A 24,272-nucleotide genomic window follows, 5' to 3' on the forward strand; every position below is an offset into this window, starting at 1 on the left:
CCACGGCGTCGTCCACCACGCCGGCCAGGTGGAACACCCCGGTCAGCGGGCGGGTGAGCCCGGCCAGCACCGCGGCGAGCGCGTCCCGGTCGGCGTCGTCGGTGCCGCGCGGCGGACACGCGCTAGGGTCCCGGCATGGGTGTGCCGGTGATCGGGGATGCGGAGCGTCGGACCAGGCTGGGGCGGCGGCAGTTGCTGGTGCCGTCGCTGCGGGCGGCGCGGGTGGAGGACGTGGCCGACGCGGTGGTCGGGCTGCACGCGACGGACGCGGCCACGGTGTACCTGTCGGCCTGCGCGCGGCTGGCGGAGCCGTCGGCGGCGGAGGTGGACCGGGCGCTGTACCAGGACGTCTCGCTGGTGAAGCTGCTGTCGATGCGGCGGACGATCTTCGCGGTGACGGAGGGCCTCGCCCCGTACGTGAGTTCGGCAGCGGCGCGGGCGATCGCCGCGAAGGAGCGGGCGACGCTGCTGAAGCACCTGCGGGACTTCGCCGAGGGCTGGGACGAGGCCCGGCTGGCGGAGACGGAGCGCGAGGTGCTGGCCGCGCTGGCCGTCCGCGGCGAGGCGACGACCAGGGAACTCTCCGAGGACGTACCGCAGTTGCGCGAGACGATGCTGATGTCGGCGGGCAAGGCGTACGAGGCGAAGCAGAGCGTGGGCAGCCGCCTGCTGCGGCTGCTGGCCTCCGACGGGCACGTGCGCCGCTCCCGTCCGCGCGGTTCGTGGCTGAGCAGCAGCTACCCGTGGGCGCCGGTGCCGCAGTGGCCGGAGGTGCCGGTGCGGGAGGCGAAGGCCGAGGTGGTGCGGCGCTGGCTGGCGGCGTACGGACCGGCGACGGTCGAGGACGTGAAGTGGTGGACGGGCTGGACGCTGGGGGACGTCCGCCGGGCGCTGGCCGATCTCGGGGCGCTGGACGTGGCGTTGGCCGGCGGGGCGCCGGCGCTGGTGCTGCCGGGGGACGAGGCGCCGGTGGCGGAGCCGGAGCCGTGGGCGGCGCTGCTGCCCGCGCTGGACCCGGCGGTGATGGGCTGGCGCGGGCGGGACTGGTACCTGCGGCCGGAGGACGTGCCGGCGCTGTTCGACCGGGCGGGCAACGCCGGGCCGACGGTGTGGTGGTGCGGCGAGGTGGTGGGCGGCTGGGCGCAGCGCCCCGACGGCGCGGTGGTGTGGCGGCTGTTCCGGGACGTCGGGGCGGCGGCGGAGCGGGCGGTCGCGGAGCGGGCCGAGCGGCTGGCGGACTGGTTGGGGGAGGTGCGGGTGACGCCGCGGTTCCGCACCCCGCTGGAGCGCGAACTGGTGGCCCGGGGCGCGTCCTGAAGCTTGTTTCCGGGAGGCCGGGGACGGGCTTCAGGCCGGGGACGGGCTTCAGGGCGTGGGCGGGGCCGCCGGGCGGCTGGCGGGGCCGCCGGTGGCGCTGGGCGGGGCGGTGGGGCGGGTCGGCTGGACCTGGCTGGGCCTGGGGGTGGGGCTGGGCTGTTCCGGCTCCGTCGTGGGCCTGGGCGCCTGCGGGCTGGGGGTGACCGGGCCGGGAGCGGGTCGGCCGGTGGCGGTGGGGGTGCCGGGTTCGTGGCCGGGCGGTGTGCCGGGGGCCGGGTCGGCGTGGGCGGGTTCGCCGCCGGCGGCGGGGGCGGTGGTCGGGGTGGTGGCGCTGGGGGTGGTGCCGGCGGGGGCGGTGGGCCAGGGGGTGGCGGCGGGGGTGCCGTGTCCGGTCCTGAGGTCGAAGTCCTGGGTGGGGGCGCCGTCGAGGGCGGCGGCCATGTAGGCGGTCCAGATCCGGGTGGGGAAGGTGCCGCCGTTGATCCGGGTGAGTCCGGCGGTGCCGGCCAGTGGCTCCTTGGCGTGGGTCTTCGGGTTCTCCCGGAACAGGCCGACGGTGGTGGCGAGTTCGGGGGTGTAGCCGGCGAACCAGGCGGAGAGGTTGGAGTCGGTGGTGCCGGTCTTGCCGGCGGCGGGGCGGTTCAGGTCGAGGGCGGCGGCGCCGGTGCCGCGCGGGCTGACGACGTCGCGCAGCACGTCGGTGACGGAGTCGGCGGTCTCCCGGTCGAGGGCCTCGGTGGGGTCGTGTTCGGGCATCTTGGGGACGTCGATGGCGCCGCCGGGGTTGACGCGTTCGAGTTTGACGACGGACCAGGGGGTGCGGGCCTGGCCGTGGTCGGCGAGGGTGGCGTAGACGCCGGCCAGGTCGAGGGCACTGGGGGTGGCGGTGCCGAGCGTCATCGAGGTGTTGGCCGGGTCCATGCCGCGGACGCTGTCGGGGATGCCGAGTTTGACGGCGGTCTCCCGGACGCGGGCGAGTCCGGCGTCGACTCCCTCCTGCGCGTACACGGAGTTGACGGACTTCACCATGGCGTAGCGCAGGGTGATGCTGCCGTAGTCGACGTCGTCCTCGTTGGGCGGCGCGTAGGGGGTGGGGCCGCCGGTGACGGGGCGTTCGCTGCTGCCGTCGTAGCGGGATTCGGTGGTGATCGGGACGCCGTCGAGGGTGTGCTGGGCGAGCAGGCCGGCGGCGAGGTCGATCGGTTTGAAGGTGGAGCCGATCTGGTTGTCCTGGCGCAGCGCGTCGTTGTAGGGCTGCTTGGCGTAGTCGGGGCCGCCGTAGACGGCGACGACCCGGCCGGTGGCGGGTTCGACGGAGGCGCCGGCGACCCGGACGTCGGTGTCGGTGGCGGGGCGGGTCCGGGGGTCGAGTTCGCCGGTGAGCCGGTCCTGGACGGCCTTGACGAAGGCGTCCTGCCGGGGCTTGTCGAAGGTGGTGGTGATGCGCCAGCCGCCGGCCTTGAGGGTGGCGGCGTCGAGGGTGCCGGAGGAGACGAGGTAGTCGTCGGCGACGCCGACCAGGTAGCCGGCCTGGCCGGCGAGGCCGGTGGCGGGCTGGGGGTCGATCGGGTCGGGGAAGGTGGTGGCGGCGCGGTCGGCGGGGGTGAGGAAGCCGAGCTGGACCATGCCGTCGAGGGTGTAGTTCCAGCGGGCGACGGCCTTCTCGCGGTTGGCGGGGGTGGCGGTCTTGACGTCGTAGAGGCTGGGGGCCTGGAGCAGGGAGGCGAGGTAGGCGCCCTGGGCGGGGGTGAGTCCGGAGACGTCGACGCCGTAGTAGGCGTGGGCGGCGCTCTGGATGCCGTAGGCGCCGCGGCCGAAGTAGCTGCTGTTGAGGTAGCCGGCGAGGATCTCGCGCTTGTCGCGCTGCTGGTCGACCTTGAGGGCGATGAGCAGTTCGCGGCCCTTGCGCTCGATGGTGCGGTCCTGGGTGAGGTAGTAGTTCTTGACGTACTGCTGGGTGATGGTGGAGCCGCCCTGCATGCCCTTGCCGAGCAGGGTGTTCCAGCCGGCCCGGAGCATGCCCTTCAGGTCGATCCCGCGGTTCTGGTAGAAGGTGCGGTCCTCGGCGGAGACGACGGCCTGCTGGGTCGGCAGCGGGATCTGGTCGATGGTGACGTCGGTGCGGTTGACGGCGCCGGTGCGGGCGATCTCGGTGCTGCCGTCGGCGTAGAGGTAGATGTTGTTCTGGGCGACGGCGTGGGCGTTGGGGTCGGGCACCGGGACGATGACGTAGAGCACGGCGAAGCCGCCGGCGGCGAGCAGGAGCAGCAGGGTGAGGGTGCCGAAGGTGACCCGCCAGGTGGGCAGGAGCCGGCGCCAGAGCGGGAGGGCGCGGCGGGCCTCGCGGCGGGCGGCCCGTTTGGCCTGGCGGCGGGTGCTCAAGGTCATGCCGAGATTATCTGCTATTTGACGTCGGATCAGGCGGGGAAAACCGGGTGCGGGTGGTGCGGGCCGGAGGTACGGTGAAAGGTGCAAACCACATAGCGCACCCACTTCCGCAGCTCCGCCCGCCAGGCCCGGCACCCCCGGGTACGGCCGGTCGGGGCCACTGGGGCGTGCGCGGACGTCGAGGGGTATCTCCCTCTGCCCGTATTTGTCGACAAGGAGACAATATGCTCTACGCCGCCGTTGCCCGCGGCGCCTTCCGCCGCTACTCCACCTACCGGGCCGCCACCGTGGCCGGCACCTTCACCAACACCGTCTTCGGCATCATCCTGGCCTCCACCTTCCTCGCCCTCTGGCAGGCCCGCCCCGGCCTCGGCGGCTACGACCAGAGCCAGGCCGTCACCTACATCTGGGTCAGCCAGAGCCTGCTGGTCACCGTCGCGGTCTGGGGCGGCGGCTTCCAGGACGACCTCCAGGACCGCTTCCGCAGCGGCGACATCGCCGTCGACCTCTACCGCCCGGTCGACTTCCAGGCCTGGTGGCTGGCCTCCGACCTCGGCCGGGCCGGCTTCCAGGCGCTGGTGCGCGGCACCGTGCCGATACTGATCGGCGCGCTGGTGTTCCGCATCCGACTGCCCGAACACCCACTGACCTGGGCGTTCTTCCTGCTCTCGGCACTGCTGGCGGTCGTGGTCAGCTTCGGGCTGCGCTTCCTGGTCTCGATCACCGGCTTCTGGCTGCACGACTCGGAGGGGGTGCGCTCGGTGATGCTGGTGGTCTCGATGTTCTTCTCCGGGATGCTGCTGCCGGTCGCGCTGTTCCCCGGCCTGCTCGGCGACCTCGGCCGGGCGCTGCCCTGGTCGGCGCTGGTGAACGTCCCCACCGACGTCTTCCTGGAACGGACCGCCGGCACCGCCCTGTTCGGGGCGCTCGGCTTCCAGCTCGGCTGGGCGGTGGTGCTGCTCGCCGCCGGGCGGGGCGCCCAGTGGCTGGCCACCCGCAAGGTGGTGGTGCAGGGTGGCTGAGCAGCTCGTCGGGCTCCGCCGGGAGCCCCTCACCGCCCGCACCGCCTGGGCGCTGCGCTCCTGGTGGCTCTGCGCCCGGATGTGGATGCGCTCGATGATGGCCTACCGGGCCTCCTTCGAGCTCAACCTGGCGGCGAGCCTGGTCACCCACTCCCTCGACTTCGCGGTGCTGGTGATCATGTTCCTGCACACCGACCGGCTCGGCGGCTGGAGCCTGCCGGAGATCGCCTTCCTGTACGCCACCGCCACCTTCTCGCTCGGCGTCGCCAACCTGCTGGTCGGCTCGGCCGAGGGGCTCGGCGCGCGGATCCGCAGCGGCTCGCTGGACACCATGCTGATCCGGCCCGCGCCCGCGCTGTCCCAGCTGTGCGCCGAACGCTTCACGCTGCGCCGGCTCGGCCGCCCGCTCCAGGCCGTCGCGGTGCTGGTCTGGTCGCTGGCCGCCCTGGACGTCCACTGGACCTGGGACCGGGTGCTGCTGGTGCCCGTCCTGCTGCTCTGCGGCACCGTCATCTTCGGCGCGATCTACATCGGCGGCGCCACCGTCCAGTTCTGGTGGGGCGAGTCCAAGGAGATCCAGAACTCCTTCACCTACGGCGGCGCGACGCTGCTGCACTACCCGCCGACGGTCTTCGCCAAGGAGCTGGTCGCCGGGGCGGTCTTCGGCGTTCCGCTGGCCTTCGTCAACTGGCTTCCCGCGCTGCGCATCCTCGACCGCCCCGACCCGCTCGGCCTGCCCACCGCCTTCCAGTTCGCCTCGCCGGTCGTCGCCGCGCTCTGCGTCCTCGCCGCCGGGCTCGCCTGGCGGGCCGGGCTGCGCGCCTACCGCGGCACCGGCAGCTGAACCCCTCCCACCGAACCCCTCCCACCGAACCCCTCCCACCGGAACCCTCCCACCGAACCCCTCCCATCCCGAAGGAGCTCCCATGGCACTGATCGAACTCCAGGACGTCCACCGCACCTTCACCGTACGCACCCGCACGGGCCGGTTCAGCCGGGCCAAACGCGAGGTCCGGGCGGTGGACGGGCTCGGCTTCACCGTCGAGGCCGGCGAGTGCGTCGGCTACATCGGGCCCAACGGCGCCGGCAAGTCCACCACCATCAAGATGCTCACCGGCATCCTCGTCCCCAGCTCCGGACGGCTGCGGGTGGCCGGCGTCGACCCGGCGCGCGAACGCGTCGCACTGGCCCGCCGGATCGGCGTCGTCTTCGGCCAGCGCACCACCCTCTGGTGGGACCTGCCCCTGCGCGACTCCTTCGAACTCGCCCGCCGGATCTACCGCATCCCCGACGCCCGGTACCGCGAGAACCTCGGCCGCTGCGTCGAACTGCTCGACCTCGGCGGACTGCTGGACACCCCGGTGCGCCAGCTCTCGCTCGGCCAGCGGATGCGCGGCGACCTCGCCGCGGCACTGCTGCACGACCCCCAGGTGCTCTACCTGGACGAGCCGACCATCGGCCTGGACGTGGTCAGCAAGGGCCGGGTGCGGGAGTTCCTGCGCGAGGTCAACCGGGACCGGGGCACCACCGTGCTGCTCACCACCCACGACCTGACCGACATCGAGCAGCTCTGCGGCCGGGTGATGGTGATCGACCACGGCCGGGTGGTCTACGACGGCGGACTGGAGGGCCTGCACGCCACCGGCCGCAGCGAGCGGACGCTGGTGGTGGACCTCGCGCAGGAACTCGCGCACCCGGTCGAGGTGCCCGGGGCCCGGGTCACCAGGGTCGAGGGGTCGCGCCAGTGGCTGGCCTTCCCGGCCCAGGAGAGCGCCGCGCCGATCGTGGCGGCGGTCGCCGCGCGCTACCCCTTGGTGGACCTCTCGGTGCGCGAACCGGCCATCGAGGACGTGATCGCCCGGATGTACGCGGAGGTCGCGATCGGCTGACGGGCCGGCGGCAGGCGGGCGGCGGGCGGCGGGCTGACGGGCTGACGGAACGGACGCGCGGCGGCCGGGGGGTCTCCGGCCGCCGCCCGGCCGTCGTACGCCAGTGCCACGGCCGTGAGCACGTTCGGTTCCCCGTCGCCGGTGCGGGTGATCATCGTGACCCCGGGCCTCCACCGTGAGTTGACCCGGCATCACTCGCCGATGCCGGAACCGGAGGCCCGCCCCCCGATGGCCGTACCCGACGTGACCGTGGTGGTCGCGGTCTACAACACCATGCCGTACCTCACCGCCTGCCTGGACTCGCTGGTCGGGCAGTCCCTGGCGCCGGGGCGGCTGGAGGTGGTGGCCGTGGACGACGGCTCCACGGACGGCGGCGGGGAGCTGCTGGACGAGTACGCCGCCCGCCACCCAGGGCTGTTCACGGTGCTGCACCAGCCCAACTCGGGCGGCCCGGCGGGCCCGACCAACCGCGCCCTGGAGCTGGCCCGCGGCCGCTACGTGCTGTTCCTCGGCGCGGACGACCGGCTCGGCGAGGAGGCGCTGGAGCGGCTGGTCACGGCCGCCGACGCCTGGGGCTCGGACGTGGTGGTGCCCAAGCAGATCGGGGTGAACGGGCGGCTGGTCCCGCAGGGGATCTTCCACGCCGACGCCGAGTCCGTGGACTTCACCGACTCCGCGCTGGCCTGGGCGCTGGCCGACACCAAGCTGTTCCGGCTCGACCTCCTCCGGCGCCACGGGCTGCGCCGCGACGAGCGGTTGAAGGTCTTCTCGGACCAGCCGTTCACCCTGGAGGCCTGCCTGCGGGCGGCCCGGGTGTCCGTCCTCGCCTCCTACGACTGCTACTTCCTGGTGCTGCGCGAGGACCGGGGCAACGTCACCGAGCGGGCCGGGGTGCTGGACCGGTTGCGCGGGATCGCCGCGCTGCAGCAGGTGGCGGCGGAACTGGCCGAGCCCGGGGAGGAGTTGGACGCCATCCGGGCCCGCAGCTTCGGCTGGGACGTGCCGCGCCTGCTGCGGGAGGGCTTCCTGCTGCTGGCCGAGGACGTGCAGGAGCGGGTGTGCGTCGAGGTCGCGCGGCTGGTCGAGCGGTTCGGCGCCCGCGAGGTGTACCACCGGCTGCCGCCCGCCGAGCGGGTGCGGCTCGAACTCGCCTGCGCGGTGCGGCCGGAGGCGCTGCGCGACCAGATCCGCTACGAGGCGGCGCACGGCGATCCACCCGTGGTGGTGGACGGCGGGCGGCGGTACGCGGGCCTCCCGGCGTTCCGGGACGCCCGGATCGGCCTGCCGGACGGGCTGTTCCTGCTGCCGGAGGATGCGGTCGGGGCGGCCGCCGGGGAGGCGGCCTCGGAGGCGGTCGGGAAGGCCGCCCCGCGGCTCGACCTCGCCCGGCAGCTGTGGCGCGGGCTCGTCCCGGAACAGCTGCGGCGCCGGCTGCGGCGCCACCCGGCGTGGCGCCGGCTGGCCGACTCGGTGAACGGAGGACGGGGATGAGCCTGGACGTCTGCGTGGTCGGCCTGGGCAAGCTGGGCCTGCCGCTGGCGGTGCAGTTCGCGCTGAAGGGCCACCGGGTGACCGGCGCGGACACCGCCCCCGGCGTGGTGGAGAGCGTCAACCGGGGCGTGCCGCCGTTCCCCCGGGAGGCGGGTCTGGACCAGGCGCTCAAGCGGGTCGTCGCCGAGGGCCTGCTGCGGGCCACCGCCGACACCACGGCCGCGGTGGCCCGGGCCGAGGCCGTCGTCCTGGTCGTCCCGCTGGTCACCGCCGCCGACGGCAGCCCGGACTTCGCCCTGCTCGACGCGGCCACCGACGCCGTCGCGGCCGGGCTGCGCCGGGGCACCCTGGTCAGCTACGAGACCACCCTGCCGGTCGGCACCACCCGGGAGCGCTGGGCGCCCCGGCTGGCGTCCCGGTCGGGGCTCGCGGCCGGCAGGGACTTCGCGCTGGTGTTCAGCCCGGAGCGGGTGCGCACCGGACGGGTCTTCGCCGACCTGCGGCGCTACCCCAAGCTGGTCGGCGGCCTGGACGCGTCCTCCACCCGGCGCGGCGCCGAGTTCTACCGGGCGGTGCTGGACTTCGACCCGCGCCCGGACCTGCCCCGGCCCAACGGCGTCTGGGAACTGGCCTCGGCGGAGGCGGCCGAGTTCAGCAAGCTCGCCGAGACCACGTACCGGGACGTCAACATCGCGCTGGCCAACCAGTTCGCCCGGTACGCGGACGAGGTCGGGGTCGACTTCGCGGAGATCGCCGACGCCTGCAACTCGCAGCCGTACAGCCACCTGCACCGGCCGGGCATCGCGGTCGGCGGGCACTGCATCCCGGTGTACCCGCGGCTCTACCTGTGGAACGACCCGGGCGCGACCGTGGTCCGGGCGGCGCGCGAGGCCAACCTGGCGGTTCCGGGGTACGCGGTGGGCGTGCTGGCGGGGGCGGTGCCGGGCGGGATCGCCGGGCAGGGCGTGCTGGTGCTCGGCGCCTCGTACCGGGGCGGGGTCAAGGAGACGGCGTACTCGGGGGTGTTCCCGCTGGTCGAGGCGGTGCGGTCGGCCGGTGCGCGGCCGTACGTCAGCGACCCGCTGTACGAGGCGGAGGAGTTGGCGGCGCTCGGGCTGCCGCCGTACGGCGGGGAGCCGGTGGTGGCGGCGGTGCTGCAGGCCGACCACCCGGAGTACCGGGACCTGACGCCGGCGGACCTGCCGGGGGTGCGGGTGCTGCTGGACGGGCGGCGGTGCACGGACCCGAAGCGCTGGGCGGGCGCGGAGGTGCGGCGGATGGTGCTGGGCGGGGCGTGAGGCCCGGGTTGTTCGGCGTGTGAGGCCCGGGTTGTTCGGCGTGTGAGGCCTGGTCGGATCGGAGCGTGAGGCCCGGTCGGTTCGGCGTTTGAGGTCCGGTCGGTTCGGGGCGTCATGCCCGGGTTGTTCGGTGCGTCACGCCTGGCGGGGGCGCGTGATCGCGAGGCGCGCCCCCGCCCGCGCCGGGCAACGGGCAGACTGGCGGGGTGAGTGACGATGCCTTCAGCGGGACCGGCCCCGGAGTCCGGTTCACCGCGGCCGACGAGCAGAAGAGACGCGGCGTCCGCCGGATGAAGACCATCGCGACCGGCCTGCTGGCCTTCGCGACCCTGGTCTTCGCCCTGTCCACCTGGGCCGGGGCGGCCGGCGCCGGCCCCTGGGCGGGGTACGTGGCGGCCGCCGCCGAGGCGGGCATGGTCGGCGCGCTGGCCGACTGGTTCGCGGTGACCGCGCTGTTCCGTCGGCCGTTCGGCCTGCCGATCCCGCACACCGCGATCATCCCGACCAAGAAGGACGCCTTCGGCCGCTCGCTCGGCGACTTCGTCGGCGAGAACTTCCTCTCCGGGCACGTGGTCCGCGGCCGACTTGCGGCACTCGGCATCGGCCGCCGGCTGGGGGAGTGGCTGGCCGCGCCGGGCAGTGCCGAGCGGGTCACCAAGGAGGCCTCGGCGGCGCTGCGCGGCCTGCTCGCGGTGCTCCGCGACGACGACGTGCGGGCGGTGGTCGCCGAGGCGGTGACCAGGCGGGCCGCGGCCACCTCGGTGGCCGAGCCGATGGGCCGGATGCTCGGCAAGGTGGTCGCGGACGGCGGGCACCACGGGGTGGTGGACCTGGTCGCCGTCCGGGCGCACGGCTGGCTGACCACCAACCACGAGGAGGTGGTCCAGAAGGTCACCCAGAAGACCCCGGGCTGGACGCCCCGGTTCATCGACCACCAGGTCGGCGAGCGGGTCTACAAGGAGCTGCTGCGCTTCGTCACCGACATCCGGGACGATCCGGACCACCCGGCCCGCGGCGCGATCGACAACTTCCTCGCCGACTTCGCGACCGAGCTGCAGACCGACCCGGAGACCATCGCCCGGGTCGAGCGGGCCAAGGGCGAGCTGCTGGCCCGCGCCGAGGTGCAGGACCTGATCAACTCCACCTGGGCGGCCGTGCGCACCCTGGTGATGGGCGCGGCCGAGGACGAGGACAGCGAACTGCGCCGGCGCATCCGCGACGGCGTGCGCCGCTTCGGCGAGCGCCTGGCCACCGACCCCAAGCTCCAGGCCAAGGTGGACGGCTGGCTCCAGGACGCCGCCCAGTACCTGGTCGACACCTACCGCACCGAGATCACCTCGCTGATCTCCGAGACGGTGGCGGGCTGGGACGCCGACGACGCCTCCCGCAAGATCGAGGCCAACGTCGGCCGCGACCTCCAGTTCATCCGGATCAACGGCACCGTGGTCGGCGCCCTGGCCGGGCTGCTGATCCACACCCTGGCGGTGGCGCTCGGAGGGTGACCCCGGGCACGGCCTATCCTTGCCAGCAGCTGTCTTCGGTACGCGCGTAGAAGGAAGAAGGGAACCACCGTGGTCCAGCCGGACGGAAGTCGGATCGGCCCCAGCGTCAGTCGGATCGAGCCCGTGGAGCGGAGCATCGAGGCGTTCATCGCCGGGATGCCCAAGGCGGAACTGCACGTCCACCATGTCGGCTCGGCCTCGCCGCGCGTCGTCGCGGAACTGGCCGCCCGGCACGCCGGGAACTCCAAGGTGCCGACCGACCCGGCGGCGCTCGCCGAGTACTTCACCTTCACCGACTTCGCGCACTTCATCGAGGTCTACCTGAGCGTGGTGGACCTGGTCCGGGACGCCGAGGACGTCCGCTCGCTCACCTACGGGGTGGCCGAGGACATGGCCCGGCAGAACATCCGGTACGCCGAGCTGACCATCACCCCGTACTCCTCGGTCCGCCGGGGCATCCCCGAGGTCGCCTTCATGGAGGCGATCGAGGACGCCCGGCTGCGCGCCGAGAAGGAGCTCGGAGTGGTGCTGCGCTGGTGCTTCGACATCCCGGGCGAGGCCGGGCTGGAGTCGGCCGAGGTGACCGCCCGGCTGGCCACCGAGCTGGGCCCCGAGGGCCTGGTCAGCTTCGGCCTGGGCGGCCCGGAGGTCGGCGTGCCGCGCCCGCAGTTCAAGCCGTACTTCGACCGGGCCCGGGCGGCCGGCCTGCGCAGCGTCCCGCACGCGGGCGAGGCCACCGGGCCGGAGACGGTCTGGGACGCGATCCGGGCGCTCGGCGCCGAGCGCATCGGGCACGGCACCCAGGCGGTGAAGGACCCGGCGCTGGTCGACTACCTGGGCGAGCACCGCATCCCGCTGGAGGTCTGCCCGACCTCCAACGTCGCCACCCGGGTCGTGGAGCGGATCGAGGACCACCCGATCAAGCGGATGGTCGACGCCGGGCTGCTGGTGACGGTCAACAGCGACGACCCGCCGATGTTCGGCACCGACCTCAACACCGAGTACGCGGTGGCGGCGCGGCTGCTGGGCCTGGACGAGGCCGGGGTGGCGGGGCTGGCCCGCAACGCCGTCGAGGCCTCCTTCCTGGACCGGGCGGGCAAGACCCGGCTGGCCGGGGAGATCGACGCCTACCTGGCGGGCTGGCAGCAGGCCTGACCTTCCCGCAGTCGCGTTTCCCCTGTCGCGTTTCCCCTGGTGAACCGCCCCGTCGACCTCGGTCGGCGGGGCGGTTCCGCGTTCGGGCGCCGAGCGGCGCCATCCTTGTTCGGGAGATGGCGCCAAAGTGGTGCCACAAATGGCTCGACATGGCACCACTGCCGTGCCATGCTTACGGCCATGGACCTCACGCCGTACGTGGAAAACCTCCGGAACGAGCTCGCGGTGGCCGCCGCCACCGGCGGGGACGAAGCGCGTGCGCTGGCCGAGCGGCTGACGCTCCCGCTGGAGTCGGCCGTGCGGCTCACCCTGCTCAACGCGCTCTCGGCCGCCATGGGCGAAGTCACCCGTGACCTCGCCCCCGGCTCGGTGGACGTGCGCCTGCGCGGACTCGACCCCGAGTTCGTGGTGACGGCACCGCCCGGCTCGGACGCCTTCCACGGCGATGCGGCGCCACAGCCGGCACCGATGGCGCCACTCGTGCCACCGGTGGCACCGATGGCGGCACCTGCGGCGACGCCGGAGCCGGACGAGACCGGCACCGCCCGGATCAACTTCCGCCTGCCCGCCCACCTCAAGGCCAGGGCGGAGGAGGCCGCAGCCGAGGCCGGCCTCTCGCTCAACGCCTGGCTGGTCCGGGCCCTGGCCGGCGCACTGGAGGGCGAGCCGGCCCGCCGGCCGGTGGCCGATCCGGGCAGCCGGGTCGCGCGCAGCGTCGGCGGCCAGGGCTTCACCGGCTGGGTCCACTGAGGCCTCCGCAGTACCCCGAGCATCCGTACGACCTTCCGCACCACCTCCCGCACCACCTTCTGCACCTTCGACGTCACCCCCGCTCCGACCAGCGGGAACACCCACACGAGTCAAAAGGACGGGACAGCCATGCCTACGTACGAGACCGACGGACCGATCTCCGCCATCCTCGAGTTCGACATCGGCTCGGTCTGGATCAAGGCGGGCAAGCGCACCGACGCGGTGGTCGAGGTCCGGCCCGCCAATCCGGCCAAGGAGGCGGACGTCAAGGCCGCCGAGCAGACCCAGGTCGACTTCTCCGGCCGCCGGCTCGGCATCAAGGCCCCCAAGCAGCGCAGCGTCTTCAGCGGCAAGAAGGGCGCGATCGAGGTCCTGGTCGAGCTGCCGGCCGGCTCCGAGGTCCACAGCGAGTCCCCGATGGCCGAGTTCGTCACCGAGGGCCCGCTCGGCGCCTGCCGGCTGAAGACCTCGCTCGGCCGGATCCAGGTCGAGAGCGCCGAGAGCGCCCGGCTCGACAGCGGCTTCGGGGACGTCCGGCTCGGCGCGACGACCGGGGACGCCGAGGTGACGGGGGCCGGCCGGATCGAGATCGGATCCGTCGGGGGCCGGCTCACGGTGAAGAACAGCAACGGCGACACCGAGGTCGACGAGGTGTACGGCGAACTCCACGCCAACGCCTCCAACGGCCGGATCCACGTCGGCCTCGCTGAGGGGAACGTGGACGCCAAGTCGGCGCACGGCCACATCCGGGTCGGCCGGGTGGTCCGCGGCAAGGTCACCCTCCAGACCAGCGTGGGGGACGTCGAGGTCGGCATCGCCGAGGGCACCGCGGCCTGGCTCGACGTGCACAGCAAGGTCGGCGGCGTCCGCAACGACCTCGGCCCGACCCAGGGCCCGGGCGACGCGGTGGAGACGGTCGAGGTCCGCGGCCGCACCCAGGTCGGCAACGTCGTCGTCCGGAGGGCCTGATGGCGGCCGACTCCACGGTCCCGGCGATCTCGGCGACCGGACTCACCAAGTCCTACGGGGACAAGGCGGTCCTGAGGGGCGTCGACCTGGAGATCCCGGCGGGCAGCGTGTTCGCCCTGCTCGGGCCCAACGGCGCCGGCAAGACCACCATCGTGCAGATCCTCTCCACCCTGATCCCCGCGGACGGCGGCTCGGCCCGGGTGGTCGGGCACGACGTGGCACGCGAGGCCGACGCGGTGCGGAAGGCGATCGGGGTGACGGGCCAGTTCTCGGCGGTGGACAATCTGCTCACCGCCGAGGAGAACCTGATGCTGATGGCCGACCTCAACCACCTCCGCCGTCGGGAGGGGCGGAGGCGGGCGGAGGAACTGCTGCGGCGCTTCGATCTCACCGAGGCCTCGCGCAAGGCCGTCACCACCTTCTCCGGCGGCATGCGGCGCAAACTCGACCTCGCGATGACCCTGGTCGGGGACCCGAAGGTGATCTTCCTGGACGAGCCGACCACCGGGCTGGACCCGCGCAGCCGGCGCACCATGTGGGAGATCATCCGGAGCCTGGTCGCCGACCACGGGGTGACGGTCTTCCTCACCACCCAGTACCTGGAGGAGGCCGACCAGCTCGCCGACCGGATCGCCGTCCTGGACGGCGGCCGGATCGTCGCCGAGGGCACGGCCGAGGAGCTGAAGCGGTTCGCCCCCGGCGGGCGGATCCGGCTCCGGTTCGCGGACGCCGGCTCGCTGGCCACCGCCGCCACGCTGTTCGAATACGCCACGGCCGACACCGAGGCGCTGCGGCTGGAGATCCCGGGGGACAACTCCGTCCTCACCGTGAGGGCCGTGCTGGACGTGCTCGACAACGCGTCCGTGCAGGCCGAGTCGTTGGTCGTGGAGACGGCCGACCTGGACGACGCGTTCCTTCAACTGACCGGGGAGGGCGTGCGATGAGCATGGCCACGGGCACGGCAGCCCACGCGCTCAACGACTCGCTGACCATGCTGCGCCGCAACCTCAAGCACGCGCTGCGGTACCCGTCCCTGACCTTCGCGGTCGTGGTGATGCCGGTCATGATGCTGCTGCTCTTCAACTACGCCTACGGCAGCACCCTGGGTGCCGGCATAGGAGGCGGCCACTACATCGACTACGTGACGCCCGGCATCGTGCTGATGGCGGCCACCTCCGGGTCGCTGGTCACCGCGATCGGCATCTGCACCGACATGACCGAGGGCATCGTCAACCGCTTCCGCACGATGGCCATATCGCGCTCCGCCTTCCTGGCGGGGCACGTGGTCGGCAGTGTCGTCCAGACCATGATCGGCCTGGTGCTGGTGATCGGCGCGGCCCTCGCGATGGGTTTCCGGCCGAACGCCGGACCGGTGGAGTGGCTGGCCGCGATGGGCCTGCTGCTCTTCCTCACGATCGCCCTGACCTGGATATCGGCCGGCATCGGTCTGGTGGCCAAGACGGTCGAGAGCGCCAGCAACATGCCGATGCCGCTGCAGTTCCTGCCCTTCATCGGCAGCGCCATCGTGCCGACCGACTCCATGCCGACGGCACTGCGCTGGTTCGCCGAGTACCAGCCCTTCACCCCCATGATCGAGACCCTGCGTGGGCTGTTGATGGGGACCGGGATCGGCACCAGTGCCTGGAGCGCCCTGGCCTGGTGCACCGGGCTGACGCTGGTCGGCTACTTCTGGTCGCGGAGCGTCTTCTACCGGCGGTGACGGGGGTACGGCCGGTAGACCCGGCGGCCCGGACGACGGGGCACCCGTCGTCCGGGCCGCCCGGCATCCCCGTAGTAAAGTCCCGGCAAAGGACAACTCCGGGGGGAGCAAATGACGGTGACGCGCCGCAGTCAGGTCGTGTGGTGGCTCCGGGGCGCGGCGCTCGCGGCCCTCCTGGTGTACCTGCCGGGCTACTTCTCCTCCCGCCAGGGCGGGCTGGTCGAGGTCGAACGCTGGCTGAACCACCCGGTGCTGCTGCTCGGCACGGCGATCGCGCTGGCCGTGGCCTCGGCGGTGGCCCAGTTCGAGTTCCGCACCAGATGGGCGCAGATCGGCTGCGCGGCCGTCCTGTCACCGCTCCTCGTCATCGGGGCGGGGGTCGGGACCGTGGCGTACATCTTCGGCGGCGACGGCCGGCTGGTCGACCGCAAGCCCGACCCGAACCGCTCCGACCACGTGCTGCGCGTCACCGACATCGCCTTCTCGATCGATCCGGTCTACCGGGTGGAGCTGTTGACGGGCAGCGGCTGGTCGGCCCGCCACTGGGGCCTCGGCACCTGGGAGGAGGGCGACGGCTTCGTCAGGGCCGAATGGTCCGCCCCGGGCCGGATCACGGTGACCTTGCGGGAGGAGATCGAGGTCTTCACCGTGGACGAGGACGGGACGCTGGGCGGCCCCTCGGTGACCCCTCGGTCCCGGCAGCCCCTGTAGCAGGGTCCGCGCCAAAGACCGGTCAAGAACCATCAGGGGGCAAGGGATGACAGCGGCACGCCGTAGGTGGATCGCGTGGGGGCTCAGAGGGGTGGCGCTCGCGCCGCTGCTGGCGTACGCGGCGGGTCGGCACGCGTCCCGCTCGGGCGGGCTGGTGGAGGTCGAGCGGTGGTTCAACCGTCCGGTGCTGCTGCTCGGGGCGGTGCTCACGCTGATCGTGGCTTCGGTCTTCGTCGAGTTGGGGCTCTACGCCGGCGCGGGGCAGATCGTCTGGGGCATCGGCCTGGTGGCCCTGGGATTCGGAGCGCCGCTCGCCTTCCTGTCGTACGTGTTCGGCGAGAGCGAGAGGTCGTTCCACCAGGAGGCGGCTCCGGGCCGCCCGGACCGGGTGCTCACGGTCACCGACGTGGCCGGAGGTTTTGCGGTCGATCCGGTCTACCGGATGGAGCTGGTGTCCGGTTCGGGCTGGTCGGCCCGCCACTGGAGCCTGGGCGTCCGATGGAAGAGCACCCGCGCCGTCTGGGCCGGCCCGGATCGGATCACGGTGACCGGGAGTTCGACGGTCACGGTCTTCGACGTCCTTCCGGACGGCAGCCTGAGCGCTCCGCGGGAGGAGCCCCTGCCCCCGAAGCAGTGAAACGGTCCGGCCCTCCGCCGGGGGGGCGGAGGAGGGCCCGACCGTCCGCCTCGACGGGCAGGCGTCACCAGCGGTCGATGCCCATGGTCCTGGCCGCGCTGTGGACGGCGTTGTAGTGCGGGATCGACATGTCGGACTTCTTCTGGCCGGCCGGCAGGCTCCTGTCGGCGGTGCGGAACTCGTCGCGGGCCTCCGCGAGCAGGCTGGTGCCGTGGGAGATCGGGACGTCCTTGGTGCCGTGCGCCGGGTGGGACTTGGCGGCCGTCCTGCTGCCCGCGTTGATCAGGGCGTTGCGGGCCTGGTTGTAGTCGGCGACCTTGACGGTCTTCGGGTTGCGGATTTCCGCCTGCACCCCGGCCGCCGACGGCGCCTGTTCGGCGGCGACGGCGGCCGGAGCGGCAGCGGTGGTGAGCGCGCCCGTCACGAGGACGGTCGCGAAGGCGTTCCGAAGGGACCTGTGCATGAGGGTGTCCTTCCGACAAGAAAAGCGTCACGGATTCGCTCCCTCATGAGCACCGGAACGGTCAGGGTGCGAACGCCTCCGCCCTACCCCGGCCTCTGGCGGCGGAAAACCGGCTTCCGCTCAGGAAGTTCGCCGACGATGAGATCAGGCCTTTGCCTGATTATGCGTTCATGGGATCAGCGCAGTGGAAAAGTGGGGCCGCAACGCGGAAGGGTCCGGCATCCGTGTGGATGCCGGACCCTTCCGACTGTGGAGCGCCAGGCCCGGGTTGCACGGACTCTTCCTACTGAAAGTAGGACGTGCTCTGGTAGCACCGCTGACGCCTGACGAGGAATCATCTCCCTCGCGATGTCGAGAATATTAGCAGCTCAACACCGGCGCGACGAATCGCGGTCCGTCGGACGGGCGCCGCCGGTCAGAGCTCTCTCGTCATGAACGCGCTGTTCGGGTCGGGCCGGTAGTCGGCGAACGGTTCGCAGGGGACGAACCCGAACTTCTCGTACAGCTTCCTGGCCGGCAGGAAGAAGTCGGGCGTGCCGGTCTCCAGGCTCAGCCTCGTGAAGCCCATGCGCCTGGCCTCGGTGATGATGTGCTCCAGCAGCAGGGACGCGACGCCGCTCCGCTTGCGCAGGGGTGCCGTGCGCATCGACTTCAGTTCGGCGTGGTCTGCGTCCAGTTGCTTGAGAGCGCCGCAGCCGACCAGGACGCCGTCGTCCCGCACCGACCAGAACGTGATCCCGGGCCGACGGAGGGCGTCGAGGTCGAGGGCATGGGTGCTCTCCGGCGGGGAGATGGCCCGCATCTGCTGGACGTGCTCGTCGAGGAAGCGGGCGATCTCGGGGCCGGAGAGGTCATCGGTCGCGATCTGCACTGTTGCTCCTGTCCCGGGTCGGGAAACGCGGAAGGGCCCGGCATCCGTGTGGATGCCGGGCCCTTCCGACTGTGGAGCGCCAGGCCCGGGTTGCACGGACTCTTCCTACTGAAAGTAGGACGTGCTCTTGTAGCACCACTGACGCCTGACGAGAGATCATCTCCCTCGCGATGTCGAGAATATTAGCAGCTCAACGCCCGTGCGACGAATCGCGCGGTGGTGTCACAGTCGAACTGCCACACTCGCTCGTGCCGACGCGGACGGAGGGCGGATGGAAGAGCGGAAGAGCAGGGCGCGGGGAGCGGCGAGCCCGGCCGGACAGGTCTCGTTCGAGGTGGCCGTGAAGGCGTTCCGGGTGAGTGTCTCGGCGCCGGATTCCTCGCAGGCTCACGAGACGGTGCGGACCGCGATGTACCTCGCTGCCGCAGTGGCCCTTGTCCTGGGTGGCGGGTGGCTGGCGGCCAAATGGGCAGCCAGAGCTGCATGAGCCGACTCGGCGTGGTCGCGCAAAACGCGGAAGGGTCCGGCACCCGTGTGGATGCCGGACCCTTCCGACTGTGGAGCGCCAGGCCCGGGTTGCACGGACTCTTCCTACTGAAAGTAGGACGTGCTCTTGTAGCACCACTGACGCCTGACGAGAGATCATCTCCCTCGCGACGTCAGGAATATTAGCAGCTCAACACCCGTGCGACGAATCGCGGCCCCGGCCGGTGCGGCGGGGGAGTCAGGCGTCGAACTCGCCGGCGCGGATGGCGGACACGAGGTCGCGCCATTCGTCGGGGGTGAGCTGGGCGATGGCGTCGGGCCGGAGGCTGCTGCGGACGTAGACGGCATCGGGGCCCATGGCTACCTCAGGGCAATTGTTGCCATCACCGCAGGCAGTGGGCTTTCGCCACGCGAGTTCTTCCATGGAGGCCTCACAGGCTATTCATGATGCTGGAGATCGCGTCACGGGAGGCCGATGGATCGAGCGCGCGATCACGCATCGCCCCGAGGATGCTCCGGTAGTTCTCCAGCTGATTCATCTCGGTCAGGAACGCTGGCGATCCTACGGAGTCCAACTGCACCGTATCGAGGCGGGGCACGGGTCCGCTGGCGTGCAGCACGGCTTGGCCTGCCCCCTTGAAACCGCCAGCCTTGAACTCCAGCACGCGCAACGTCACGTTGGGGGCTTCCGAGAGTGCGAGCAAGTGCTTCAGCTGTTCCCTGGCGACTGTTGCTCCTCCGAACTCCATGCGAAGCGCGGCCTCGTGCACGATCGCTTCGTAGTCGAGTGGATCGCTTCGCGTCAGGAGCTCAGCTCGTCGCATCCGGTTCTCGACCCGTGCTTCGATGTTCAGCGGCCGTAGAGGCGGATAGACCTCTCGAAAGATCGCCCGAGCTGTCTCCTCGGTCTGCATGAGCCCGGGAACATGGCAGATCTGGTACGTCACCAGCGCGCCGGCATAGTGCTCGACCTCGGAAATCTCAAGAATTCCGGCGGGGACGAGGCCTCTGTGCTCCTCCCACCACCCCTTCGTCCGGTCGGCGGCCATCTCGGCAACGGCGTCGACGTACGCGGAGTCGGCCTCCTCGTACTCGGCGGCGAGCGCAAGGACTCGCTCGGCGCTGATCGGATAGGAGCCCTGCTCGATCAGCGTGACCTTGCTGCGGTCCAGCCCAAGAACGGCGGCAGCGTCTCCGGCCGTGCGTCCGGCGGTCTCTCGCATCTTTCGCAGCTCGATGCCGACGCGCTTCCGGCGTGCGGTTGGGGTAGGTGGCATCTCCCCAGCATCCACCGCGTGTGCGTGACGAGTCCAGCGAACAGATAGGCACATCTTCTAGAGGCTGCTAGCAAATTTGCTATCGCATGCCCTACAGTCTGTGATGCACCGATCACCGAACGGATCGTCAGTAACGCTGCTCGGGCACCGAAGAACACCCATGTCCAGTGGGTTCGTTCACGGCGACGCATCCGCCGGTCTCACCCTTCCCCCTCCGGGAGACGCTGTGCGTAACCTCAACTCCCCCTCCCTCACCCTCTCCCGCGACGCCCTCCGCGACGGGATGACCAGCGCCGGCTGGCCGCCCTCCCTCATCGCGGACGCCGAACTCGCGATGGTCGAACTGATCGTCAACGCCTGGCGCCACGGTGAGACGACCTCCCCGGTCATCCTGATCCACCACCGCGCCAACACCCTGCGCGTCGCGGTCTCCGACCGCAGCCCCCTCCTCCCGGAACAGGGCCCCCTCGCCCTCCTCTCCGAGGCCGGCCGGGGCCTCCAGCTGGTCGCGGGCCTCACCCACCGCTGGGGCGTCGACCCCCAACACCTGGGCAAGACCGTCTGGTTCGAGCTGCAGCAGGACGGTGTCGCGTGAGCGCCCACCACCCCATCCACCCCGCCGACCCGGCCCTGCTCCACCTCACCTCGCGCCAGGTCACCCAGCTCATCGTCGAACTCCGCACGGAAGGCCGAGAGTTCGGCCTGCTCTGGCCCTCCGCCACCCCCGGCGACGTCAACCTCCACGGCCGGCGCCTGATCGACATCGGCAATGTTCCAGCCAGCACGCTGGTCAACCTCCTCGCGCTCATCCGCGAGTTCAGGCGCAACCGCGACCTCAGGCCGTAGGAGCAGCCCCGTACGTGTTGAACCGCAGGTACAGCCCGATGTGCGCCGGCGCCCCTGGCGCGATGGTGCGGTAGCTGCACAGCTCCTGCACCCCGCTCTCGCCCCCGGGCAGCCCCGCCGTCAGCTGTCTCAGCACCTCGGCGTGCGGGCGCGGGTCGACGCCTTCGATCCGCATCAGCTCCGCGATCCGCCCGGCGGCCTCGGCGTCGCTGTGGGTGTTGCCGGGAAGCCGCAGGTAGACGTTGGCCTCCTCGGGCCCCGTCGCACCCTCCCGGAACGCCAGGCAGGTCATCGGCTCGTTGTCCACCGTGCCGCCGTCCCGCCCGTAGATCACGGCACGGGCTCGGGCCGCCCGCGCCGAATCGTGGCGGTGCGACAGTGCGGCCACGGTGTCCAACTCATCCATCGGCATCGGGAGGTGGCGGAAGTAGACCTTCACTCGGGAGGCGTTTCCGCCGTCCAGGTCGAGGGCGAAGAACTCCACCTCGTGCCCGCGCCGGGCGAGTTCCCCGTACCGCCGTCCCACCGGCTCCCAGGCCGCGGCCAGCCCCAGCCGGTGCATGGCCTCGGCCATGACCTCGTGGGTGCGGTCCGGGCCGTGCGCCTGCGGGTTGAGGTAGACCTTGTAGTGCGGCCGCTCGCCGGGCTGCCAGGCCAAGGAGTGCCAGACGGTGGGCCGGTTGAGGCCGGGGTCGGTCGTGACGAACAGGTCCTCGACGTCGAGGTACCGCTCGATGCTCACCCCCGGCCGTTCGGCGAGCCGAAGCGTCAACTCCCTTCCGGCGTCCTGGGATCCGAGCGGAGTGCGGTCGAAGCTCAGTGACTCGAACAGGATGCGTACTTCCGGCTTCCCTGCCTTCCAGCTGACGGAAAGCTCGGCGGGGAAGCCGTCGGTCGAGACGAACGACGGCGGGTTGCACCGGGTCCCGATGGGTCGCGCGCCCCACGGGCTGAGCACGTCCCGCAGGTCCCGCAGGACGCGGGCCGTCTCCGGCCCGCCGATCCCCAGGCCCCGGCAGACGGCGGTCCACTTCTCCTCCAGGAACTGCCCGAAGGTCTTGTCCGGGTCCCGGAAGGGGGCGAGGGCGGGGGTGGTGTCGCGAAGCAGCGGGATGGTCACTGGCCCGACTGGTTGGGTTCGTTCATTTGCCCGATGACCGACTGGTTGGGCTCGTTGAGCTGCCCGACGACCGACTGGTTGGGCTCGTTCAGCTGCTTGGCGACGGTGCTGGGCGCGGGTGCTGCCGCCAGGGTCGCCGAGGTGCCGACGAGCAGTGCCGCACCTGCGGCGATTCCAACTGCCCAGGTGGCCAATACCCTGCGCATCATTGCCCCTCCCCCTGATCGATGATCAGATTGATCATAGCCACAGCAGTGATGCCAAAGGTATGTATCTTTCGAACACATCTTTGGTTGCCCTCTGCTCGGCCCCCAGTCCCCTCGCCCCACCGCAGCAGCCCCGGGAGTCGCCATGTCCGCACCGCAGCAGCCCGAAGACCCGTACGCGGCGACCGGGGTCGTGGGGCCGGCCCCGGAGGGGGTGACCCTGCCGCTGCCGCCGGTGTTCGACTCGGTGGAGGAGGAGCGCCAGTACCGGAAGGAACAACTGGCGGCCGGGTTCCGCCTGTTCGGCCGGTTCGGCTTCTCAGAGGGCGTCGCCGGGCACATCACCGTCCGCGACCCGGAGAACCCGGGCTGGTTCTGGGTGAACCCGTTCGGCATGAGCTTCAACCAGATCAAGGCCTCCGACCTGATCCTGGTCGACCACGAAGGCACCCTGCTGCACGGCGGGCGGCCGGTGAACCGGGCCGCCTTCGCGATCCACTCCCAGGTGCACGCCGCCCGCCCGGACGCGGTCGCGGCCGCGCACTCGCACTCCCTCTACGGCAAGGCCTTCTCCAGCCTCGGCATCCCGCTCGACCCGATCACCCAGGACGCCTGCGTCTTCTTCGAGGACCACGGGCTGTACAGCGACTACCGGGGCGTCGTGACCGACACCGAGGAGGGCAAGCGGGTGGCCGCCGCCCTGGGCGGGCACAAGGCCGTGATCCTGCAGAACCACGGCCTGCTGACGGTCGGCCAGTCGGTGGCCGAGGCGGTCTGGTGGTTCATCACCATGGAGCGCTCCTGCCAGGCGCAGCTGCTCGCGATGGCCGCCGGCACCCCGAAGCCGATCGACCGGGAGACCGCGCTGATCGCCCGGAACCAGATCGGGACCTCGCTGGCCGGCTGGTTCCAGGCCCGCCCGCTGTGGGACCAGATCACCCTCTCGGACCCCGACCTCTTCGACTGACGATCCCCGCCGCCGTCCGCCTTCCCCCTGGAGCAGCCCCGTGCCCACCACCCCCGCCCAGCGCAGGCTCCGGATCGCCGTGTTCGGCGCCGGTTCCATCGGCTGCCACCTCGGCGGCATGCTCGCCCCGACCGCCGACATCACCCTGATCGGCCGGCCGGCGGCGATGGCGGCGATCGACGCGGCCGGGCTGACCCTCACCGGCCCGGGCGAGGCCCGCCGCGAGGTGCGGGACCTGACCGCCGCCGCCGACCCGGAGGCCGCGGCCGGCGCCGACTACGTGCTGGTCACGGTGAAGTCCGCCGACACCGCGACCGCCGCCCGGGAACTCGCCCCGCACCTCGGCCCGAACACGGTGGTGGTGAGCTTCCAGAACGGCCTGCGCAACGTGGACGTGCTCGCGGCCGCGCTGCCGTCCCACCGGGTGCTGGCCGGCATGGTCCCGTACAACGTGGTGCGGACCGGGACCGCGGCGTTCCACCAGGGCAGCGGCGGCTCGCTGATGCTGGCCGCCGAGGAGGGGGCGGACGCCCTCGCCGACGCCGCCCGGGCGGGCGGTCTGCTGCTGGAGCTGCGGCCGGACATGCCGGCCGTCCAGGCGGCGAAGCTGCTGATGAACCTCAACAACGCGGTCAACGCGCTCTCCGGGCTTCCGCTGCGCGAGCAGGTCGGGCAGCTGGCGTACCGGCAGTGCGTGGCGCGCTGCCAGCTGGAGGCGCTGGCGGTGTTCCGGGCTGCCGGGATGGCGCCGGCCCAGCTCGGCCCGGTGCCGCCGGAGGTGATGCCGCAGGTGCTCGAACTGCCGGACGCGCAGTTCCAGGAGCTGGCCGGGGCCAGCCTGCAGATCGACGCGACGGCCCGCTCCTCGATGTGGGAGGACCTCCAGCGGGGCCGCCCCACCGAGATCGACTCGCTGCAGGGCGAGATCGTCGCCCTCGCCGAACGCCACGGCCTCACGGCACCCGCCAACGCCCGACTGATCACCCTCGTCCACGAGGCCGAGGTGGCCGCCCCCGGAACCGCCCCCGGCTGGACCGGCCCCGCCCTCCTCGCCGAACTCACCCCGGCCCACTGACGGGTCGCTCAGCCCCCGCGCGGGAAGTCGGCCGGGCCGACGTCCCGCGCGGCCCCTCGGCGGTCGTGGCCCGGGGTGGGGCCAGTTTTAGCCACGGCGTGGCCCCGAGTGG

General features: G+C 72.2%; 25 protein-coding genes. 18 read left to right on the plus strand and 7 right to left on the minus strand.

The genetic code is table 11. The features are described 5' to 3' along the window. The first annotated feature begins 135 nt into the window (after positions 1-135). Positions 136-1,317, plus strand: a complete 1,182-nt coding sequence (locus ACFVVA_RS21560) for a winged helix DNA-binding domain-containing protein (protein ID WP_387691672.1) — start codon at positions 136-138, stop codon at positions 1,315-1,317. A 48-nt stretch (positions 1,318-1,365) separates the two neighbouring features. Here the strand turns inward: ACFVVA_RS21560 and ACFVVA_RS21565 are convergent, their stop codons facing one another. After that, positions 1,366-3,705, minus strand: coding sequence for a transglycosylase domain-containing protein (locus ACFVVA_RS21565; protein ID WP_387691674.1), 2,340 nt, complete (start codon positions 3,703-3,705; stop codon positions 1,366-1,368). 224 nt (positions 3,706-3,929) lie between these two features. On the opposite strand from ACFVVA_RS21565, the gene ACFVVA_RS21570 reads away from it, so the two are divergent. The 13 genes from ACFVVA_RS21570 (at position 3,930) to ACFVVA_RS21630 (ending at position 16,849) form a co-directional block, all read left to right on the plus strand. Continuing rightward, entirely contained in the window at positions 3,930-4,727 is a 798-nt protein-coding gene (locus tag ACFVVA_RS21570) for an ABC transporter permease (protein ID WP_387691676.1), read from the plus strand. Next, positions 4,720-5,571, plus strand: a complete 852-nt coding sequence (locus ACFVVA_RS21575) for an ABC transporter permease (protein WP_387691678.1) — start codon at positions 4,720-4,722, stop codon at positions 5,569-5,571. The genes ACFVVA_RS21570 and ACFVVA_RS21575 overlap by 8 nt, the downstream gene beginning before the upstream one ends. An 82-nt stretch (positions 5,572-5,653) precedes the next feature. Next, a complete protein-coding gene (locus tag ACFVVA_RS21580; protein ID WP_387691680.1) occupies positions 5,654-6,616 on the plus strand; it encodes an ATP-binding cassette domain-containing protein in 963 nt (320 codons plus the stop codon). Positions 6,617-6,844: 228 nt separating this feature from the next. Beyond that, a complete protein-coding gene (locus ACFVVA_RS21585; RefSeq protein ID WP_387691682.1) occupies positions 6,845-8,107 on the plus strand; it encodes a glycosyltransferase family 2 protein in 1,263 nt (420 codons plus the stop codon). A gap of 2 nt (positions 8,108-8,109) precedes the next feature. Next, positions 8,110-9,405, plus strand: coding sequence for a nucleotide sugar dehydrogenase (locus tag ACFVVA_RS21590; RefSeq protein WP_380539131.1), 1,296 nt, complete (start codon positions 8,110-8,112; stop codon positions 9,403-9,405). A 206-nt stretch (positions 9,406-9,611) separates the two neighbouring features. Next, a complete protein-coding gene (locus tag ACFVVA_RS21595; protein WP_387691684.1) occupies positions 9,612-10,907 on the plus strand; it encodes a DUF445 domain-containing protein in 1,296 nt (431 codons plus the stop codon). 123 nt (positions 10,908-11,030) lie between these two features. Next, a complete protein-coding gene (locus ACFVVA_RS21600; protein WP_387691685.1) occupies positions 11,031-12,062 on the plus strand; it encodes an adenosine deaminase in 1,032 nt (343 codons plus the stop codon). Positions 12,063-12,242: 180 nt separating this feature from the next. Continuing rightward, positions 12,243-12,812 (plus strand): toxin-antitoxin system HicB family antitoxin, encoded by a 570-nt coding sequence (locus ACFVVA_RS21605; RefSeq protein WP_387691687.1) that lies wholly within the window; start codon positions 12,243-12,245, stop codon positions 12,810-12,812. A 129-nt stretch (positions 12,813-12,941) separates the two neighbouring features. Then, positions 12,942-13,781: a DUF4097 domain-containing protein gene (locus tag ACFVVA_RS21610; RefSeq protein ID WP_387691689.1), complete on the plus strand. Its 840-nt coding sequence runs from the start codon at positions 12,942-12,944 to the stop codon at positions 13,779-13,781. Further along, positions 13,781-14,725: an ATP-binding cassette domain-containing protein gene (locus ACFVVA_RS21615; RefSeq protein ID WP_387691691.1), complete on the plus strand. Its 945-nt coding sequence runs from the start codon at positions 13,781-13,783 to the stop codon at positions 14,723-14,725. The genes ACFVVA_RS21610 and ACFVVA_RS21615 overlap by 1 nt, the downstream gene beginning before the upstream one ends. Continuing rightward, a complete protein-coding gene (locus ACFVVA_RS21620; RefSeq protein ID WP_387691693.1) occupies positions 14,722-15,501 on the plus strand; it encodes an ABC transporter permease in 780 nt (259 codons plus the stop codon). Before ACFVVA_RS21615 ends, ACFVVA_RS21620 begins: the two co-directional genes overlap by 4 nt. A gap of 117 nt (positions 15,502-15,618) precedes the next feature. Beyond that, the gene (locus ACFVVA_RS21625; protein WP_387691695.1) at positions 15,619-16,212 is read left to right on the plus strand and encodes a hypothetical protein; all 594 of its coding nucleotides are present in this window, start codon (positions 15,619-15,621) and stop codon (positions 16,210-16,212) included. 91 nt (positions 16,213-16,303) lie between these two features. Continuing rightward, a complete protein-coding gene (locus ACFVVA_RS21630; protein WP_387691697.1) occupies positions 16,304-16,849 on the plus strand; it encodes a hypothetical protein in 546 nt (181 codons plus the stop codon). A gap of 64 nt (positions 16,850-16,913) precedes the next feature. Here ACFVVA_RS21630 and ACFVVA_RS21635 read toward each other — a convergent pair whose 3' ends face one another. From ACFVVA_RS21635 to ACFVVA_RS21650, 4 genes are all read right to left on the minus strand, one after another. Then, positions 16,914-17,312, minus strand: coding sequence for a hypothetical protein (locus tag ACFVVA_RS21635; RefSeq protein ID WP_387691699.1), 399 nt, complete (start codon positions 17,310-17,312; stop codon positions 16,914-16,916). A gap of 415 nt (positions 17,313-17,727) precedes the next feature. After that, positions 17,728-18,183, minus strand: a complete 456-nt coding sequence (locus ACFVVA_RS21640) for a GNAT family N-acetyltransferase (protein WP_387691700.1) — start codon at positions 18,181-18,183, stop codon at positions 17,728-17,730. A gap of 724 nt (positions 18,184-18,907) precedes the next feature. Next, positions 18,908-19,093, minus strand: coding sequence for a DUF397 domain-containing protein (locus tag ACFVVA_RS21645; RefSeq protein WP_387691702.1), 186 nt, complete (start codon positions 19,091-19,093; stop codon positions 18,908-18,910). A gap of 7 nt (positions 19,094-19,100) precedes the next feature. Continuing rightward, entirely contained in the window at positions 19,101-20,000 is a 900-nt protein-coding gene (locus ACFVVA_RS21650) for a helix-turn-helix domain-containing protein (protein ID WP_387691704.1), read from the minus strand. A gap of 172 nt (positions 20,001-20,172) precedes the next feature. On the opposite strand from ACFVVA_RS21650, the gene ACFVVA_RS21655 reads away from it, so the two are divergent. Then, the gene (locus ACFVVA_RS21655) at positions 20,173-20,541 is read left to right on the plus strand and encodes an ATP-binding protein (RefSeq protein WP_387691705.1); all 369 of its coding nucleotides are present in this window, start codon (positions 20,173-20,175) and stop codon (positions 20,539-20,541) included. Next, complete coding sequence (locus ACFVVA_RS21660) at positions 20,538-20,792, plus strand: hypothetical protein (RefSeq protein ID WP_387691707.1); 255 nt, start codon at positions 20,538-20,540, stop codon at positions 20,790-20,792. Before ACFVVA_RS21655 ends, ACFVVA_RS21660 begins: the two co-directional genes overlap by 4 nt. On the opposite strand, the gene ACFVVA_RS21665 is transcribed toward ACFVVA_RS21660, so the two are convergent. Together ACFVVA_RS21665 and ACFVVA_RS21670 are read right to left on the minus strand one after the other, a co-directional pair. Next, entirely contained in the window at positions 20,782-21,912 is a 1,131-nt protein-coding gene (locus ACFVVA_RS21665; protein WP_387691709.1) for a tryptophan dimethylallyltransferase family protein, read from the minus strand. The two genes, ACFVVA_RS21660 and ACFVVA_RS21665, sit on opposite strands and share 11 nt — an antisense overlap. Then, on the minus strand, positions 21,909-22,118 hold the full coding sequence (locus ACFVVA_RS21670) for a hypothetical protein (RefSeq protein WP_387691711.1): 210 nt from the start codon (positions 22,116-22,118) through the stop codon (positions 21,909-21,911). The genes ACFVVA_RS21665 and ACFVVA_RS21670 overlap by 4 nt, the downstream gene beginning before the upstream one ends. Positions 22,119-22,263: 145 nt before the next feature. Here ACFVVA_RS21670 and ACFVVA_RS21675 point away from each other — a divergent pair, with 145 nt between their 5' ends. Together ACFVVA_RS21675 and ACFVVA_RS21680 are read left to right on the plus strand one after the other, a co-directional pair. Then, a complete protein-coding gene (locus tag ACFVVA_RS21675; RefSeq protein ID WP_387691712.1) occupies positions 22,264-23,085 on the plus strand; it encodes a class II aldolase/adducin family protein in 822 nt (273 codons plus the stop codon). Positions 23,086-23,125: 40 nt separating this feature from the next. Then, positions 23,126-24,160 carry a 2-dehydropantoate 2-reductase gene (locus tag ACFVVA_RS21680; protein ID WP_387691714.1) on the plus strand — a complete coding sequence of 345 codons (1,035 nt, stop codon included), beginning with the start codon at positions 23,126-23,128 and terminating at the stop codon, positions 24,158-24,160. Positions 24,161-24,272 lie beyond the last annotated feature (112 nt).

This window comes from Kitasatospora sp. NPDC058048, from assembly GCF_042885555.1.
Taxonomy (GTDB): Bacteria; Actinomycetota; Actinomycetes; order Streptomycetales; family Streptomycetaceae; genus Kitasatospora; species Kitasatospora lactacystinica.

Coding starts and splice junctions, on each gene's coding strand:
- ACFVVA_RS21560 (WP_387691672.1), top strand. CDS start 136: ATGGGTGTGCCGGTGATCGGGGATGCGGAGCGTCGGACCAGGCTGGGG.
- ACFVVA_RS21565 (WP_387691674.1), bottom strand. CDS start 3,705: ATGACCTTGAGCACCCGCCGCCAGGCCAAACGGGCCGCCCGCCGCGAG.
- ACFVVA_RS21570 (WP_387691676.1), top strand. CDS start 3,930: ATGCTCTACGCCGCCGTTGCCCGCGGCGCCTTCCGCCGCTACTCCACC.
- ACFVVA_RS21580 (WP_387691680.1), top strand. CDS start 5,654: ATGGCACTGATCGAACTCCAGGACGTCCACCGCACCTTCACCGTACGC.
- ACFVVA_RS21585 (WP_387691682.1), top strand. CDS start 6,845: ATGGCCGTACCCGACGTGACCGTGGTGGTCGCGGTCTACAACACCATG.
- ACFVVA_RS21605 (WP_387691687.1), top strand. CDS start 12,243: ATGGACCTCACGCCGTACGTGGAAAACCTCCGGAACGAGCTCGCGGTG.
- ACFVVA_RS21610 (WP_387691689.1), top strand. CDS start 12,942: ATGCCTACGTACGAGACCGACGGACCGATCTCCGCCATCCTCGAGTTC.
- ACFVVA_RS21615 (WP_387691691.1), top strand. CDS start 13,781: ATGGCGGCCGACTCCACGGTCCCGGCGATCTCGGCGACCGGACTCACC.
- ACFVVA_RS21620 (WP_387691693.1), top strand. CDS start 14,722: ATGAGCATGGCCACGGGCACGGCAGCCCACGCGCTCAACGACTCGCTG.
- ACFVVA_RS21635 (WP_387691699.1), bottom strand. CDS start 17,312: ATGCACAGGTCCCTTCGGAACGCCTTCGCGACCGTCCTCGTGACGGGC.
- ACFVVA_RS21645 (WP_387691702.1), bottom strand. CDS start 19,093: ATGGAAGAACTCGCGTGGCGAAAGCCCACTGCCTGCGGTGATGGCAAC.
- ACFVVA_RS21650 (WP_387691704.1), bottom strand. CDS start 20,000: ATGTGCCTATCTGTTCGCTGGACTCGTCACGCACACGCGGTGGATGCT.
- ACFVVA_RS21670 (WP_387691711.1), bottom strand. CDS start 22,118: ATGCGCAGGGTATTGGCCACCTGGGCAGTTGGAATCGCCGCAGGTGCG.
- ACFVVA_RS21675 (WP_387691712.1), top strand. CDS start 22,264: ATGTCCGCACCGCAGCAGCCCGAAGACCCGTACGCGGCGACCGGGGTC.